We start from the raw sequence: 17565 nt of genomic DNA, 5'->3' as shown, positions 1-17565 counted from the left end.
AATTGATAATTATTAATGAAACAAGGGGGTCAATCGGCGGCCCGATTTCTCCCAGACATACTCCATTAATTGTACGCTCATTTCATAGAACATAAACGGCGTCATCAAATATATGCCGTTAAAATGCGCTGTTGCAACATCCAGCAGCTCCTTGCCGATCTTAACGCCCATCGCCCGGCCCGCTTCGCCTTCAAGCCCGGCCATGCGGCTGCGGACTTCGTCCGACAGTTGAATGCCAGGCACCTCGTTATGCAGATACTCTGCGTTCCGTCCGCTTGCCAGCGGCATGATGCCGATAAAGATCGGAATATCCAGATGTGCCGTCGCTTCCCTCAGCCTAACCATTAACTCGGGATCGTACACGGGCTGCGTCATCACATAATCCGCACCGGAAGCAATCTTCTTCTCCAAGCGGGCAACCGCCTTGTCCAGATGCCTTACATTGGGATTGAACGCTGCACCGACAACGAATTTGGCCTTTTGCTTCAGCGGCTTTCCGGAAAAAGCAATGCCCTCGTTCAGCTGTTTAATCATGCGGATGATTTCAAATGAGGTCATGTCGTACACCGAGCTGGAATCCGGCAAATCCCCGAAGCGTGCCGGATCACCCGTCACCGCAAGCACATGGTCGATGCCGAGCGCATCAAAGCCCATCATGTGCGACTGCGTACCGATCAGGTTTCGGTCACGGCAAGCGATGTGAATCAGCGGCCGCAGTCCCGTGCGTGCTTGTACCAGATGTCCAAGGGCCATGTTGCTCATACGGGTTACGGCCAGCGAGTTATCCGCAAGGGTCAAGGCGTCGGCTCCTGCTTTTTTCAAAGCTTCCGCGCCCTTCATGAACTTGGTGATATCCAAATCCCTTGGTGGGTCCAGTTCCACGATCACCGTATGCCGCTCCTTCACGATATCAACAATCGTCGGCTCCCCGCTGCGCTCGTAAAACTGCTCCTGGGCCGTCTCGTGAATCACGATCCGGTTGACCTCAGCCTCCTCGACGATGGGAAGCGGCGCAGGTACATAACCGGACAACGCCGATGAAATTTCAGCGATATGCTCCGGCGTCGTTCCGCAGCAGCCGCCGACAATCCGGGCGCCGCGATCCGCAAACTCCAGGGCTGTCCTGCCGAAATACTCGGGACTCGCACCATACCGGTATTCCCCGTCCACATAATCGGCGATCCCCGCATTAGGGTAGACCGAAGCCGGAAGATTCATCATGCCGTTCAGAGTCTCCAGCGCACGCATAATGCCGTTTGGACCTGTCCGGCAGTTAAAGCCGATCACGTCCGCCCCTTCTTGACTCAGTATGCGGTATGCATCCGGCATCGTGAAGCCGTCCAGCGTGCGGGCAATATCCTCTACCGCAAACTGGCAGATCACCGGCAGGTCGCTTAGCATCCGAGCCTGCGCCAAAGCCAATTGAATTTCATCCACGTCATAGAACGTTTCGAGCAGAATGCCGTCAACGCCTTCCGATATGAGTACCGACAGCTGCTCTTCGAAATAACGCTTGAGCTCGCTCGTGGAGATGTTGCTTCTTTTGCCCGCGCGAATGGAGCCTACCGCACCCACTACATATCCATGATCACCGGCAGCTTCACGCGCAATTCTCACGCCTGCACGGTTAATCTCCCCTACCTTCGCCTCCAAACCGTATTTGGACAGCTTGTCATAATTGGCAGAGAACGTGTTCGTCTCTATGACCTGGGCACCCGCCTCAACATACTGGCGATGAACGTTCCCGATGACCTCCGGGGAGGTTAAATTCAGTTCTTCATAAGAAATGCCTACAGGAAATCCTTTTTGATATAAATAAGTACCCATCGCGCCGTCACCGACCAGTACCTGATTCTCCCATGCCTGCCGAAGATTCGGTTTCATCGCGTTTCTCCTCCACCCGACGTTTATTTTCAACTAATGTATCATAAAACCTCTCAAAAGATAAAGAGACAAAAGGGAGGCCTTCCGAAGGCCTCCCTAATGTGTCCACCCCTACAGGACAAACTTTAGATCATACTGTTTTTTGCTTTTGCGGGCGGGGATTGTCGCGGCTGGCGAAGGCTCTACAAGGCAAGCGTCCCTGCGTACACGACTTCGGCCGGCCCTGTCATGTATACATGATTGTCGGACTCATCCCACTCGATGAATAAGTCCCCGCCTTTAAGAGAGATCGTCGCGCTGCGGTCTGTCAATCCGTTCAGCACCGAGGATACCAATGTTGCGCAAGCGCCGGTCCCGCAGGCCAATGTCGGTCCTGCACCGCGCTCCCATACCCGCATGTCCACTTGACTCCGTGAATTCACCGTCGCAAACTCCACATTAATCTTTCTCGGGAACAGCGGATGCACCTCCAGCTTGGGTCCCCATACACCAAGGTCGAAGTTAATTGCATCGTCCACATAAATGACGCAGTGCGGATTGCCCATGGACACCGCAGTGAAACGGAACTCCTTGCCGTCCGCTTCAATGGGATGATTCACTACCGGATGGAGATCGATTGTCGTGGGCACGCTCAATCCATTCAGGACCGGTTCACCCATGTCTACCCGCACACTGCTTACTTGACCTTCCTGCACCGTAAGGCGTACTTGCTGTACTCCGGCGCCGATCGTTTCTATGGTAATCTCCTCTCGGTCAATATGGCCGTGATCATACACATATTTCGCGACACAACGAATGGCATTGCCGCACTGCTCCGCTTCGGAACCGTCTGAATTCATTATGCGCATCATGAAGTCAGCCTTCGTGGAAGGCAAAATATATACAAGTCCGTCTGCACCGATGCCGAAAAAGCGATTGCACAGCTTCACGGCCCGTTCGGATGCATTGGATGGAAGTTCTTGCTCGCCGTATACAACAACGAAGTCGTTGCCAAGTCCATGCATTTTCGTAAATTCCATCATAAAACCCATCTCCTCTGCAATTGCTATGCTCGTGCTTAGCATATCGCAGAGGTGATGGGCTATCCATTCAATTTATGCCGAAATATTTGCACTCTTCGTCATCATGCTGCGGCGGTTCCGGTTGCGGTTACGTCTGCCGCCCCACACGCTTCCAGCCCCCATCAGGAAGGTAGGGATGCCGGCTGCCACGAGTGTCAGTGCCCACTCCTTCAAGCCAAGCGGAACCGTCTTGAAGATCGGCTGGAACGCCTCGATGTACATGACGCCAAGCATCAGCAATACCGAGGACAGCACAGCCAGAACCAACGCTTTGTTCTGAAGCGGATTGCGGTGGAAAATTGAACGCGAGCTGCGGCAGTCAAACACATGGATCAGCTGGGCCATGACGAGGGTAGCAAAGGCAACGGACTGCGCTTTAGCCAACTGGCCCGCATCATTCGGTGCGATGCGCAGCGTAATCCAAAATGCGCCGAGTGTACACAGGCCGATCAAGATGCCGCGGCTGATGATTTTCCAGCCAAGACGTCTGGCAAAAATATTTTCCTTGGCTCCGCGGGGCTTGTGCTCCATCAGATCCTTCTCCGGCTGATCCACCCCGAGCGCCATCGCCGGCAGCCCGTCGGTAACAAGGTTCACCCACAGAATCTGGATCGGAACGAGCGGAAGCGGCAGACCCATCATCATCGCGAAAAACATCGTCAGAATTTCGCCGACATTGGAAGCCAGCAGATAACGGATAAACTTGCGAATATTTTCATAGATGCTGCGCCCCTCCTCAATCGCCGAAACAATCGTGGAGAAATTATCGTCACTGAGCACCAGCGATGACGCTTCCTTCGTTACGTCCGTACCGGTAATGCCCATGGCAATCCCGATATCCGCGGCTTTGATGGCCGGAGCATCGTTCACACCGTCCCCCGTCATGGCAACCACATGCCCCTTACGTTGAAGCGACTTCACGATGCGGAGCTTATGCTCGGGAGATACGCGGGCATAAACGAAGGTCTGATCCACCCTCGCATCCAGCTCCTTGTCATCCATCCGGGATAACTCCTGTCCCGATAGCGACAGGCCGTTCCTTGGCAGGATGCCGAGCTGGGCCGCAATCGCTTCTGCCGTTGTCCGATGGTCGCCCGTGATCATGACAGTCTTGATGCCCGCGCGGCGGCATGTCGCAATCGCATCGCGCACTTCACGGCGCGGCGGATCGATCATTCCGGCAAGTCCCACAAAGATAAGCTGGCTCTCGGCCTCTTTCTCCGTTTCCGGCTTGTCATAGGAACGCAGATCCCGATATGCCAAACCAAGCACGCGCAGCGCATCGGAAGCCATGCCTTCATTGGCGGTCAGCACCTTCTGGCGGAGCGTGGCGGTAAGCGGCACAACGTTTCCGTCCCACAAAATATAAGTGCATGCATCCAGCAGGACGTCCGGCGCGCCCTTCGTGCAGAGCAAGCGCCCGCCCTGATGGCTGACGATAACGGACATCAGCTTTCGCTCCGAATCAAACGGAAACTCTTTGTCTCTCTGATAGATGGTGTTCAGGCTTCCCTTTGTCAATCCCATTTTGGACGATAGCGTCAGCAGTGCTCCTTCTGTCGGGTCCCCTTTTAACTCCCAAGCAGCAGCTGCCGGCTCTTCCTTGCCCTTGCGCTTGTTCCGGGCTTCCTCCTGCACGTTCTCATAAATCTCCGCATTGTTGCACAGCCCGCTGATTTGCAGCAGTCGGCGAAGCCCCTGATCGGATCTCAGCTCCACCGGCTTGCCTCTGTGAAGAATTTGACCCGTCGGGTCATACCCATGCCCGGTCACTTCCAGCGAGCGTCCTCCCAGCCAAACCTGGGTTACGGTCATTTTATTCTGCGTGAGCGTCCCCGTTTTATCCGAACAGATCACGGATGCGCAGCCCAGGGTCTCCACGGATGGCAGCTTGCGCACGATCGCTTTGCGCTTGATCATGCGCTGCACGCCGAGGGCGAGGGCAATCGTAACGATGGCTGGGAGCCCCTCTGGGATGGCCGCAACCGCCAGGCTGACTCCTGCAAGGAACATGCCTGCGGCAGGCTGTCCATGCAGAATGCCTGCTACGACGACCAGAATCGTAAGCCCCAGCGAAACGGCAATCAGAATTTTGCCCAGCTGTTCCAAGCGATGCTGCAGCGGCGTCTCCTGTGACTCCGTGTTCTGGATCAAATCGGCGATTTTGCCCATCTCCGTATCCATTCCGGTTCGGATGACAACGCCTTTTCCCGTACCCCGGGCCACCATCGTGCCCATAAAGCCGATGTTCTTGCGGTCGCCCAGCGGAACATCCGCATCGTGAATCGGCTCGGCATGTTTGTTCACCGGCAGGGACTCGCCGGTCAAGGCCGATTCCTCGACACTGCAGCTGTTGATCTCGAGCCAGCGAACATCGGCCGGAATGCGGTCTCCGCTCTCCACGAGCACGACATCGCCAGGGACAAGTTCCCTAGCCGCAACCTGTACCACTTTACCGTCCCGGATGACCCTGGACGTCGGCGCAGACAGCTGCTTCAAAGCCCGAAGCGACCGTTCCGCCCTGAATTCCTGGACGAAACCAAGGATCCCGTTGATCAGGATGATAGCTACAATCGTGACGGCATCCAAATACTCGCCCAGCAGACCGGATACCAGGGTGGCGCCAAGGAGCACCAACACCATGAAATCCTTAAATTGATTCAAGAACAGAACAAATGGAGAAATTTTAACGCCCTCGGAGAGCTCATTATAGCCACTGTTTTTTCGTCTCTCCCCGGCTTCCTCTTCCGTGAGGCCCTGCTCCGGATGCATATGCAGCACTTGCTGCAATTCATCCGTATCCATTTGGTGCCATTGCTTTTGTTCCATGCTTCCTTTCCCTCCCGGTTGTTTGCTCCGGCGGATGACAGCTTTTCCACCCTTTCTACGTAAATGTATTCGGACAGGTCCTGAATTATCACAGAAGGGGCCTTAAGTTTTTGAGGGAAATATGGCATCATAGAGAAGTACGATAGGAAGGGTAACAGACAGATAGGAGAATGAAGGATGGCATTAGACGGCATTGTCACGCGTGCGATCGTGCATGAGCTTCAATCATGCCGGGGCGCACGGATCAATAAAATATATCAACCGAACGATCGGGACATCGTATTTCATATACGCACCCAGCAAGGTAACGCCAAGCTGCTGCTATCCGCAAACCCCACGTATCCCAGGGTGCATCTGACGCAGGAGACCTTTCTGAATCCGGCCGAAGCCCCCATGTTTTGCATGATTCTGCGCAAGCATTGCGAGAGCGGCATTATCGAGGACATCCAGCAGGTGGGCATGGAACGGATTATTCATCTTACGATCCGGCAGCGTGACGAACTCGGCGATATTTCCTCCAAAAAAATCATCGTGGAGCTGATGGGCAGACACAGCAACATCATTCTGCTCGATCCCTCAAGCGGCACCATACTGGATGGCATCAACCATGTGACGCCTGCCATCAGCAGTTATCGAGTGGTCATGCCGGGATTCTCTTATACGAATCCGCCGGAGCAGCACAAGCTCAATCCGCTCGAAACCGGGCAGGAAGCCTTCCGGGAATCTTGTCTGATGAACGAGGAGCAGGCCGTTCCATGGCTGGTCGGCGCATTCAGCGGCCTTAGTCCGCTCGCGGCCCAGGAAATTGCCCAGCGCGCAGGGGGAAGCAGTCCAGGCGGGCTTGAAGGGGAAAAAGATTGCGGCAGCCTGTGGAGCGCATTCGATGAGATCATGGAACAAGTCCGCAACCATCAATATACGCCGGTTACAGGCGTCAATGCCAAGGGGAAGTCGGTGTTCTCCGTCATTCCGCTGACATTGCTGGTGGACGAGACTACAACCTACGAATCGGTCAGTCGATGCATGGAGGATTATTACGGAGATAAAGCTCAGCGGGATACAGTTAAACAGAAGGTCAGCGACCTCCTCCGATTCCTGCAGAATGAACGGACGAAGAACATCAAGAAGCTGGATAATTTAAACAAGGACTTGGAAGAAGCCGGGGATGCCGACCGGTATCGGATCTTTGGCGAGCTTCTCTTCGCCTCGCTCCACCAGATTCAGAAGGGCGACCGTGAAGCCAAGCTGGTTAACTTTTATGATGAAGAGCAGGCGACCGTCACCATCCCGCTGGATCCGCTCCTGACTCCGTCGGACAATGCGCAGCGCTATTTTAAAAAATATAACAAGTACAAGAACAGCCTCGCGGTCATTGACGAACAGTTAATCAAAACCCGCGAAGAGATCAACTATATCGAGAATCTGCTGCAGCAGCTGTCGCATGCTTCCTTGAGCGACATCGATGAAATCCGGGACGAGCTGATCCAGCAGGGATACTTGAGAGACCGCAATCGTAAAACGAAGAAAAAGAAGAAAACCGACAAGCCGACGCTCCACGTCTATACTTCATCCGAAGGCATCGAGCTTTATGTAGGCAAAAATAATCTTCAAAACGAGTACGTAACCAACCGTCTCGCTTCCTCAAACGATACGTGGCTGCACACCAAGGATATCCCGGGATCCCACGTGGTCATCCGAAGCAGCGAGTACGGGGATGCAACGCTGCAGGAAGCGGCACAGCTGGCTGCTTATTACAGTCAAGCCAAAGAATCCAGCAGCGTGCCCGTTGACTACACGCTCATTCGCCATGTACGCAAGCCGAATGGAGCCAAGCCCGGATTTGTCATTTATGACAATCAGAAAACGCTGTTCGTCACGCCGGACGAGCAGCGAATCAAAGCGATGCCCAATTCGGTAAAAAACAATCGCAATTAAGATGAACAAAGAACTGGATATATCGTTGGCTTAACCAATAACGGGTACCCAAAAGGTCGTATGACCAGCCGGGATACCCGTTATTTCTTACTGTCATGCCGGGATTCACCAATACGAATCCGCGTTAGCAGCACCAACTTAATCCGCTCGAAATCATGTCGATCTTAGCTCCTTGCCCGCACCTGTTGAAGCTGGTTCAATACCTCGATGGATACCTGACGGCTGCCGATATCCCCATGGAATACCTGGCCCTGCCTCTCGCCATGGTAATCCGATCCGGCGGTCACGATCAAACCGTATTCTTCGGCCATCGCCAAGTAGCGTTTCTCCTCCGCTGCCCCATGGTCCGAATGATAGACTTCAATCCCTTTGAAAGCAGCCTCTTCAATGATAGCTCTCACCAACGCATCATCGTCGTAGAGTCCAGGGTGTGCAAGCACCGGCACGCCCCCGGCTTCACGTATCCATTCGCAGGCCTCCTTGGGATGAATCCGCGGCTGCGGCACATAAGCAGCTGCGCCCTGTGCGAGATAACGGTCGAAGGCATCCCTTAGATCGAGGGCATGACCCTTAAGGACCAGCGCATCCGCAATATGCGGGCGTCCGATGCTCTCATCGGGTTCCAGCGGCCGTCCCAAGCCTCCGATCACTTCTTCCATCGTCAGCTCGATGCCCAGCTCACGGAGCTTGGCCATGATCTTTTCATTGCGCTTCTCCCTCGTTCGACGCAGCTCTGCCAGCCGCTCCAGAAATACGGGATCCCGGTAATCCATGTAATAACCCAGAACGTGAATATCCGTCCCGCCTGCCATGGTACTAATTTCTACGCCAGGGACCACGACCATGTTCAGGCGTTCTCCGGCTTGCAGCGCCTCCTCGACACCGGCTACGGTGTCATGATCCGTTATAGCTAGAGCCCCAAGTCCCCGCTCGAAAGCAAGCTGCACGTTCTCCGAAGGTGTATTCATCCCGTCCGAAGCCTGGGTGTGGGAATGCAGGTCGCAGCCCGTCCGCTCCATCGATTTATCCATGATATTCAATCCCCTTTCGTTGTAAGTGCGGGTGTACTTTATCGCTGGGTTCGCTGGCGTTCCCTTAAATAGGCCAAAAACGTCATTGCCGACATCGGCAGCAGCGCCGACCGTAACTGAATGGAATAAAAGTTACGTTTAAACGAGGCATCCGCAATATCGATCATTTTGACTAACCCGAGCGCGGTTTCATGCTTGACCGTTGAGGTCGACAGCATCGTAATGCCGAGCCCTTCCTCTACCGCCGATTTCACCGCTCCCGTACTCCCAAGCTCCATCACCGTTTGGATGCTTTCCGGATCGTACCCCCGCTCCATCAGCACATCCTCCATCACCTTCCGTGTGCCAGACCCCTTCTCGCGAAGCACAAACGGATACTTCAGCACATCCTCCAAATATATTGCATCCTCCCTTGTTGCTAAAGGATGGCCGGAGGGAACGATCAGTTTCAGCTCATCCTCCATGACCGAATCCAGGACCATATCCGGATGCTCCACAGGTGCCTCAATCAGCCCAAAATTCAATTGATGGCCAGCGATTTCCTCGAGAATCTGCGTGGTGTTCATCACTTTAAGCATGATGGATATATCCGGATATTCCCGGCCGAAGGGCCCCAGCAATCGGGGCAGCACGTACTCCCCAATGGTCAGGCTTGCCCCCAGTTGCAGCCTTCCCTGAAGCTTATTCGAGAAAGCCGCCATCGCCGCGTCCGTTTCCTGTGACAGCTCCAGGCTCTTGCGGGCAAAAGGAAGCAGCGTCCTTCCGGCCTCGGACAATTCCATGCGCTTGGTGGAACGAATGAGGAGTTTTGTCCCAAAATACTCCTCCAGCGATTGCACCTGCATCGTTACGGCCGGCTGGCTCATATGAAGCGCCTGGGCAGCAGCGGAAAAACTCCCGCGCTCTGCTACCGTATAAAATATATGTAGCTGATGAAAGTTCATAGCATCGGTTCCCCTCTCGCTGCCTCTTTTGTTTTTATCATTGTACCGGATCACGGCGGAGCATACAAAAAAGACATCCGCGCTTACGCTCGCATGCCATATGATGACTCTATTTCTTTATTTACGTTTACGGCTGTTCTTAATCAGTGTCATACGACGTGAATGGCGAAGCCATGAGTAATACGACTTCAGGTCTCGAAGCTCAATGGTTTCTGACATACGTCCCAAAAAAGTTACAATAATCATCCGATGCAGCGGATTGCCAATCAGATCACGTTCATGCTCCAGCTCCGAAAACTCCGCCACAACAACCAGGTCGTCGTCAATCAGATAGACATCCTGTTCGTTGCGGTAATAGGGCACGATCCGGTCCTGCTTCAGGCACTCCCACATCCAAGTCCCGATTTCCTCATGGGATGTGTCATTGCCTTGAACCCGGTCCGTATAACGGCTCTTTGCATGATTGGTAATGACGATGTCGGCTACCTTTTTATCATTTAACGTAATATAAAACGGCTCATAGGTGCTCCACCGCTCAGTCCCTTTGTCGCGCATGGAATATCACTCTCCACCAAATGGGTCTTTGTATCTATGTATATATACCCAACATATTACATCATTCCACTGGCATTCACAAGATTGAAACCTCGCTTCTTGTGAACAATCACCGAAAATTTAGAAATATCTCTAGTTGTATCCTGTGCACGGAGGTGCTGCCTGGAATGATGGGTTTGATTAAAATGTAAATTGTACCTTACTTATACTATTTTATCAAACAAGTTTCTGATTTATGCCAATCTATCGCCATCCATCCGTAATAAACTTTATGAGGATATACACATGCTCGAATTTAATACTTTCCGGTATCTTAAAAAAAGCGGCCCCTGCGGGGGCCGCTTTACGCTCTTTTCGCTAACTTATGCGATTTGCGTTAGATTCTCGACAGGCACGTCATGCTAAGGACCGTAAAACTTCGCTTTATCCGGCCCTTTGCTGCTGTATTCCGTCTTTATCTCATTCCGGTAGGAGCGCTCGATCTTACGAACGTAGGACAATCTCCGGATGTTCTTCATTGTTTCCTCGGCGCGGTCAGCATTGACGTACATGACAACATAGTGCATGCGGCGTGATATATAGTGCACGCTGCCGTATTTCTCCAGATTCCTTGCCGCCTTTACATCGCTGACCCATATAATAAAACCGGTCCGTTCAGCCAACATCCTAAGCTCCTCGCCTCACTTTCGTCTCTATCTCTAGTCTATGCCTATTATCCGCACGAACAAGCTCCGCCGCTGCCGCACCCCTTCTTGGGAAGAGGATCGTTGCCCGGAACCTTGATGCTCTCCGAAACCGAAAAAGCAATCTTCTCCGACATCGAATGCAGCAGATCGTCCAGATTCTTCTCCGCCTGCTTGAATCGGGCTACAGGCTCGAAAGCCTCAAGCTCCGCTTCCACTGCGGCTACTTCATCCTTGGCCGAATGGTAATTCGGGTGAAAGTGACCGAACCGCTGAGTCTCTTCGAACAGTTCTTTTTTGGAATCAAGCTTTCTGATCAAAGCCTGAATCGTAGGGTCACCCTCAACTGCCTGCTTCCAATATAGATAATCCGCCACTTCGACGGAAGCATTAATCATGTCGCCTATTTCATAGGCATAGGTGAGCACCTCGGCCATATCGACCGTGTTTATTTCCGATACGCTCATGAACTCATCCCGCTTTTCTATTAGTTTGGCCCACGCTTTGTTCGTGGACTCTTTCATCATAGCATAACGCTCGTATCTTAAGAAGGGGGAATTCATACGCTTTTACGGAATCACAAGCCGCATTTCCCTCCATTCCCCTTCACCCAACTGCACCACGGTTCCCGTCATTTCGGAATCGGAATCGGAATCCGGATCGTATAACGCTCCCGAAATTTTCCATGGCTGCCGCTCGAGCTGAAATGGAATAAACTCCATCCGGCTGCCGTCGACCGCTATTTCTAATTTGACTGACAATTCAAGCGCCTGCTCCATCATTTGCTTGGCCGTCGAACCGTGATAAGAACGCCAATCCCGTGTCCACATGATGGGAATCCGGTTCAAATCCGGAACGATTGACGCTTTATCCGGAAGGCTGTCGTCCAATTCAAGAGCAAGCTCGCTGCGCGTTGGGCGAATCAATCCGCAGGAAGCGCTGCCGGGATAACCCGGTGAAGCGTAACGGTTATCTCCTTCATCACCGGCCCCGATTGCCGTTTCATCATTCGGAACTGCACCGGTATAACGTAAAGGCTCATTCTTCCCCGCGCTCTCAAACTCCTTGCCCCACTGACGCAGAGCGGCGTGCACGTTCTCGGGAATTCCCGCGGCTGCATGCTCCGTGAAAAATGCCGTGATCGCTTCCGGCCCCATTCCTGCTATCGCCGCCTGAAACACCGAATCCCTGGTTAGACGATAGACCGTCATTACGTCATCCGAAAAACGCTCCGTGCAGCAAGCAGCCGTGAATTTGACCGTATAAGGCACGTCAGGCGGAATCAATATATCAAAATCAGGCTGAATAAACAGCCCCGAAGATCCGGTGTTATCCTGGCCGCTTCCACTCAACAAGGAGCAGGGATCCATACGCCACCGGAACAGTAATTGACCATCGTGATCCATGCCAAGATCGGTGTAACCGCAGCCGGTCAATAAACGGAGCCATGAAGCTGCATCCTCCGCGGACAATGCCCTTCCGCTAAGAGGCTCCCCTTTCAGGGGAGCCTTGTCGTTTGCAGACAAGTGCTGAGCATAATACCACATCCCGCCGATCCGTGATGAGTGACAAATCCGCCATGTGAAATGCTGATACTCGGCCGAACCCGGAACATAGCGCTGCATCATGCGCAAAAGAACCAATCGGTCCATCGCTTCGCGCGAGAGTGCGAGCCAATGGCGCAATGCAGTCATGTTCAGCTTAAGCTCCCCTTGCTCCAGGGCGACCAGCTCCAACGAAAACAGCAGATCCAATACGATCGCAATATGCGGTGGGTAAACATCAGCATGGTCATATTGGAGAGCGAGCCCCTCGACATCGGATGGCGTTAGTCCGACCACGCTCCCCAGTTTCTGAATAAACTTCTTATGCAGAACCCCTTTACCGGTCATTGTCACGCGGTTCTTGGCCATATATACGAGAACATTGAACATATCGACTGCTATGCCGCTTCTTCCCTCTTGCTGCAGCTTCACGGCAGCAGCGGGAACGGAACCAGCCTCAAGATCGCCAAAGGCCTCCTGAAGAATCTGAAGCTTATCAAAGGGAATGAAATAGAGCCTCTCGCCCCAGCCCTGTTTTACCGCTTGAACCCACCGCTGCTGCCTCAAGGATAAGAAGGCAAGTTGTACTTCCACGCCGCTTAGGCGCCGAACGCGCAGCGAGCGAAGTTTGTCGTCATCAAATCTCTGCCCGGCAAAGCGAGTCCAGATATGCTGTAGGACCGACCGCTCCTTCAGAAGAAGCCGATCTAAACCTATGGCTTCCGTCACGTCCTGCTGTTCCATCATCTCCACGAGGCCTCCTTCCCGTCAGGGATCTGCAAGCGATTCGTATGCCGCATCGCAATGAGGTCAAGGGAGGCCGGGTGCTTCGCTTGAAGCGCGTGATATTCATACCCCTGCTCGATCAGGAACAGCTGGCGCCGGATCGCAAACATCTCCTCCCGGCTGTCCTCCGTCACCAATGCATAGAAATAAGCCCGATTCTCCCCTTGCTTCGGGCGCAGCAAGCGTCCGAGGCGCTGCGCCTCCTCCTGCCGCGAGCCGTAGCTGCCCGAAACCTCGATCGCAACGGAAGCATCGGGCAGGTCAACCGCGAAGTTAGCCACTTTTGAAACGACAAGTACACGGACGGCTCCTTCCCGGAAAGCCTTATACCATTCATTGCGCTGATCCTGCGTCATCTGCCCCGTAATGAGAGGGGCCTGCAGTTCCTCGGCAATGGCATGAAGCTGATCCAGGTATTGACCAATGATCAGCGTCTGTGCATCCCTGTGGAGATCCACGAGCTGCCGGATCACGCGGAGCTTGGAGGGATTCTCGGCCGCCAGCCGATACTGCTCCCTTTTGCCAGCCTTCTTGCACGCTTCTCTGATCTCATCCGGCAGCGGCACCTTAATCTCCGTACAGTCCACCGAAGCAATCCAGCCCTGCTCCTCCAGCTTTTTCCACGGCATTTCATACCGTTTGGGACCGATCAGCGAGAACACGTCATGCTCCCTTCCATCCTCGCGAACCAAGGTGGCGGTCAGTCCAAGCCTGCGGGTCGCTTGAATATCGGCCGTCGCACGGAATACCGGGGCCGGGAGAAGATGGACCTCATCATAGATGATTAAGCCCCAGCGACGCTCATTAAACAGCTTCATATGCTGCTGTTCATCCCCCTTACCCTGACGGTGGGTCAAGATTTGATAGGTGGCGACCGTTACTGGCCTCACCTCTTTGCGCTGACCGGAGTATTCACCGATTTCCTCCGCGGACAGCGTGGTTTTCTGCAGCAGCTCGGCGATCCACTGCCTTACAGACGTTGTGTTGGAGGTGAGAATCAGGGTCTCGCACTGCAGATCGCGCATGGCAGCGATGCCAATCACCGTTTTCCCTGCACCGCAAGGCAGGACAAGCACCCCGTTGCCGCCTTCACCGCCGACATCCCGAAAGGATTCGGCAGCCTTCTGCTGATAGTCGCGCAGCTTGAATCTCGGATCATTTGAGCCGCCGTTTGAATCCTCGTCTTTCTCCGTGCGCGGTGTTTCGCCTCGCCAAAGGAGGTTCAGATATTGCCCGTCCAAATATCCCGCCTGGTCCAGCACAGGATAACCAAGCCGGGTCAGCTCCTGCTTTAATACGCCGCGGCGGTCTGAGGGCACCTCTGCTTCGTTTGCCGAAATCCACCGAACGCCGATTTCCATCAGGGAACGCTTGGACGTGAGCTCCTGCATCAGGGCTTCCCCATTGCTATGCAGCAGCAATGAACGAGCATGCGTTGGATGCGGGAGCAGCGACAGCTGTCCGTAACGCCCAACGAGCTGGAAAACCTCTTCCAGCAGGGCAGCCGGCACGTCCCAACGTGACAGCGACTGAAGGCTCGAACAAATCGCCTCAGCCGTCATTCCTCCGGCAGCGGCGTTCCATAAGGATAACGGGGTCAGTCGATATGTATGAAAAGACGTAGGACTTTTGATCAAATCCGCATACTGGGCCAGTTGTTCACGTGCGGCCTCAGCATCCGCATGAGCGGTTTCCAGCAATATGGTCCGATCACGCTGGACGATGCATGGCTTGTTATGCACCTTATTCCCTCCTCGTAACCTTTGGTTCTCTATTTTTCATGGCCTGGGTTAAGAAATACGCATATCAACGACCTTTCTCAGAAGACAGACCCGAATTTCTTGCGAGATAGGATGGGATGCCTCTGAAGTCGATACGCTCTTATCCCTTAAAAAAAAGAAGCCCACATCCATATTCATGGATCTGAACTTCCCCTATGATCAATAGGATTTCCAAATTACGAGCGTTCATGCGCTAGGATTGCGATTTTCTTAGAGTCTAGTCCCCGTTCTGATAGCTCGACACCATCTCAACCAGCAGCTTCGCCCCATAACGCATGGCGTCTTCATCAAAGTCGAACATCGGATGATGATGCGGATAGATTGCCCCCTTGTTCGGGTTACCGGCTCCAACGAAAATGAAGCAGCCCGGAATTTCCTTCAAGTAATAAGCAAAATCCTCTGCCGGCATCAATTTGGGCGAGACCTTGACCTGGTCCGCTTCGAAGACTTTAGGTGCCGTACGGAAAAACCGCGCGGTTTCGGTCTCATCATTCACTACAGGCGGATAACCGACGAGATATCGGACCGCGGCCTTCGTGCCGTAGGTTTCCGAAACCGTCCGGGTCATATGCTCGATCCGCTCCCGGATCAGCGTCCGGGTAGATTCGTCAAAGGTGCGTACCGTTCCCGTGATCCGGCAAGAGGAAGCAATCACGTTTTGCGCCGTGCCGGCTTGCATCGTGCCTACCGTAACCACGGCAGGCTGCAGTGGATCTACCGTGCGGCTTACAATGGTCTGGAGCTGCATGACCAGCGCTGCCCCTGCTACCAGGGCATCGGCCGTCACATGCGGCATACCGCCATGTCCTCCGCGCCCTGTAATATCAATGAAAAACTCATCCGCCGCCGCCATTAGCGGACCCGGCGCGCTCGCTGCGGTACCTACTGGAAACGGCGTCCATAAGTGGAGACCATAAACGACGTCGGCTCCGTCAAGCGCTCCATCCTTGATCATCTCGATTGCTCCGCCGGGACAGACTTCCTCCGCCGGCTGGAACATAAAACGAAGCTCGCCCTGGACTTCTTCCGGGTACGTGCTGTAGTATGCTGCGGCCCCCAGCAGCATGGAGGCATGCCCGTCATGCCCGCAAGCGTGCATCACGCCTTGCACCCGGGATTTGTACTCGCAGCTCTTGCCGTCTTCAATCGGCAGCGCATCCATGTCGGACCGCAGCACAACGGTCTTGCCGGGTTTATCCCCTCTTAGAATTCCTATCACTCCATGCCCGCCCACATCGGTCTTGACCTCCAGACCAAGCTCCTGCAGCCGGGCTGCTATAAACGTCGAAGTTTCCTTCTCCTGGAACGAAAGTTCAGGATGCATATGTAAATGACGCCGCCACTCCACCATCCGTGGATACCATTGTTCCCAAAATGCTTCCTTCATCAAGTTCCATCATCCTCCCCCGCGATATGCGGCTCAATCGATCGCAAGAAACCCGTAAAGCTTGCTCAGCAGCAGCCCGTGCCCAACCATGGCATCCATTCGGCCGCCTTCCTTGATCTTGCGATACACATCCCTGAGCGGGACCCACACAGCTCTAACATCCTCGTCCTCATCTTGATTCGACTCTTGTCTCCCGGACACCTTCAAATCGTCGGTGAAATAAAAATGAACGTTCCGGTTGGCCAGAGAAGCCATCGGATAGGCACTGCCCATGTAGGACAGGTCCTTGCACAGTACGCCTGCCTCTTCCTCAAGCTCCCGCTTTACGGCAAGCTTCCGTTCCTCACCAGGTTTCACCGTTCCGCCGGGAAGCTCCCAGGTGATCTCATCCACCGCTTCCCGGTGCTGGCATACCAGGAGCAGGCACCCTTGATGAACGGCCACAACCGCTGCCGATTCCGGAATCTGGTCCATGACGACAATTTCCTTCTGCCCGTTCTCTTCCACTACATAATAATCCGTGCGGTAAACGACGCGATTCATCGGCCATATCCACCCTTCGCTTGAATTGAGGTCCTATGAATATATAACCACCAGGATGGAAAGCGTACATTTCACAGCGTTTTCACTTTCTTTTATTTTAGCAGAAAAGAAGAATGCCTGTCGTTATCAAAATCTCACCCTGGATAAAAGGTCTCAATTGAAGCGTGACGGGCGGTACAGGCTTGCACAAGTTCCTGAAACATACTATCATATTAAAGAACTTTGCAAGGACTATTAAGGGGGTTACGACCACATGATTTTCGAAAATACAGGCTTGGACGGATTGCACAGCGATTTAGCTTACCTCGATGAATGTGCCGAGAAAGTAGGCTTCATTCGTTGGCAGTGGGAATACTACCGCGCTACATATGACTTGAAAATCGAAGATAAAAAGAATCAGGCTGAATATTTCCTGCGCATTAACACCCGCGCTGTTGAAGGCAAGCTCGAAAAACCGGACGCCATCCTCAAAATCGAAGCGGTATACCTGGGTAAAGCCACGTTCCCGCATGGACTCGAATATGAATCCATGGCTCCACAGCCCGTTATGAATGTGGCCACCAAGAAGCTTCAAGAGCTCAAAGCTCTTCTGGAAGCGTAAG

The 17565-nt window shown here is 53.6% G+C and carries 14 protein-coding genes; 2 read left to right on the top strand and 12 right to left on the bottom strand.

The annotated features are described in order from the left end of the window. Positions 1-12: 12 nt before the first annotated feature. The 3 genes from OHJ21_RS02010 to OHJ21_RS02000 form a co-directional block, all read right to left on the bottom strand. On the bottom strand, positions 13-1884 hold the full coding sequence (locus OHJ21_RS02010) for a bifunctional homocysteine S-methyltransferase/methylenetetrahydrofolate reductase (protein ID WP_100536096.1): 1872 nt from the start codon (positions 1882-1884) through the stop codon (positions 13-15). 182 nt (positions 1885-2066) lie between these two features. Continuing rightward, on the bottom strand, positions 2067-2903 hold the full coding sequence (dapF, locus tag OHJ21_RS02005) for a diaminopimelate epimerase (protein ID WP_100539298.1): 837 nt from the start codon (positions 2901-2903) through the stop codon (positions 2067-2069). A gap of 75 nt (positions 2904-2978) precedes the next feature. Then, positions 2979-5774: a calcium-translocating P-type ATPase, SERCA-type gene (locus OHJ21_RS02000; protein ID WP_100536095.1), complete on the bottom strand. Its 2796-nt coding sequence runs from the start codon at positions 5772-5774 to the stop codon at positions 2979-2981. 177 nt (positions 5775-5951) lie between these two features. Between OHJ21_RS02000 and OHJ21_RS01995 the strand changes: the two genes are divergently transcribed. Next, entirely contained in the window at positions 5952-7709 is a 1758-nt protein-coding gene (locus OHJ21_RS01995; RefSeq protein WP_486019238.1) for an Rqc2 family fibronectin-binding protein, read from the top strand. A 164-nt stretch (positions 7710-7873) separates the two neighbouring features. Here OHJ21_RS01995 and OHJ21_RS01990 read toward each other — a convergent pair whose 3' ends face one another. From OHJ21_RS01990 to OHJ21_RS01950, 9 genes are all read right to left on the bottom strand, one after another. Then, positions 7874-8740: a PHP domain-containing protein gene (locus OHJ21_RS01990; protein WP_326112369.1), complete on the bottom strand. Its 867-nt coding sequence runs from the start codon at positions 8738-8740 to the stop codon at positions 7874-7876. 38 nt (positions 8741-8778) lie between these two features. Next, positions 8779-9684: a selenium metabolism-associated LysR family transcriptional regulator gene (locus tag OHJ21_RS01985; protein WP_100536092.1), complete on the bottom strand. Its 906-nt coding sequence runs from the start codon at positions 9682-9684 to the stop codon at positions 8779-8781. A 117-nt stretch (positions 9685-9801) separates the two neighbouring features. Next, complete coding sequence (locus tag OHJ21_RS01980) at positions 9802-10239, bottom strand: hypothetical protein (RefSeq protein WP_071223691.1); 438 nt, start codon at positions 10237-10239, stop codon at positions 9802-9804. Between the two features lie 401 nt (positions 10240-10640). Beyond that, entirely contained in the window at positions 10641-10904 is a 264-nt protein-coding gene (locus OHJ21_RS01975; RefSeq protein WP_006209210.1) for a YlbG family protein, read from the bottom strand. Positions 10905-10951: 47 nt separating this feature from the next. After that, positions 10952-11389 carry a YlbF/YmcA family competence regulator gene (locus OHJ21_RS01970; RefSeq protein WP_100539297.1) on the bottom strand — a complete coding sequence of 146 codons (438 nt, stop codon included), beginning with the start codon at positions 11387-11389 and terminating at the stop codon, positions 10952-10954. Positions 11390-11491: 102 nt separating this feature from the next. Next, positions 11492-13213 (bottom strand): helicase-associated domain-containing protein, encoded by a 1722-nt coding sequence (locus tag OHJ21_RS01965; RefSeq protein WP_486019237.1) that lies wholly within the window; start codon positions 13211-13213, stop codon positions 11492-11494. After that, positions 13210-14994 carry a DNA repair helicase XPB gene (locus tag OHJ21_RS01960; protein ID WP_486019236.1) on the bottom strand — a complete coding sequence of 595 codons (1785 nt, stop codon included), beginning with the start codon at positions 14992-14994 and terminating at the stop codon, positions 13210-13212. Before OHJ21_RS01960 ends, OHJ21_RS01965 begins: the two co-directional genes overlap by 4 nt. A gap of 256 nt (positions 14995-15250) precedes the next feature. After that, positions 15251-16420 carry a M20 family metallopeptidase gene (locus OHJ21_RS01955; protein ID WP_100536089.1) on the bottom strand — a complete coding sequence of 390 codons (1170 nt, stop codon included), beginning with the start codon at positions 16418-16420 and terminating at the stop codon, positions 15251-15253. 33 nt (positions 16421-16453) lie between these two features. Beyond that, positions 16454-16963 carry an NUDIX hydrolase gene (locus OHJ21_RS01950; RefSeq protein ID WP_100536088.1) on the bottom strand — a complete coding sequence of 170 codons (510 nt, stop codon included), beginning with the start codon at positions 16961-16963 and terminating at the stop codon, positions 16454-16456. A 253-nt stretch (positions 16964-17216) separates the two neighbouring features. Here OHJ21_RS01950 and OHJ21_RS01945 point away from each other — a divergent pair, with 253 nt between their 5' ends. Next, positions 17217-17564, top strand: coding sequence for a YugN family protein (locus OHJ21_RS01945; RefSeq protein ID WP_100536087.1), 348 nt, complete (start codon positions 17217-17219; stop codon positions 17562-17564). Position 17565: the final 1 nt, after the last annotated feature.

Source organism: Virgibacillus sp. LDC1 (assembly GCF_025792345.1).
GTDB lineage: Bacteria > Bacillota > Bacilli > Paenibacillales > Paenibacillaceae > Paenibacillus_AQ > Paenibacillus_AQ lautus.
Note: the sequence above shows the minus strand (reverse complement) of the source record. Positions and strands in the feature narration are given on the sequence as shown.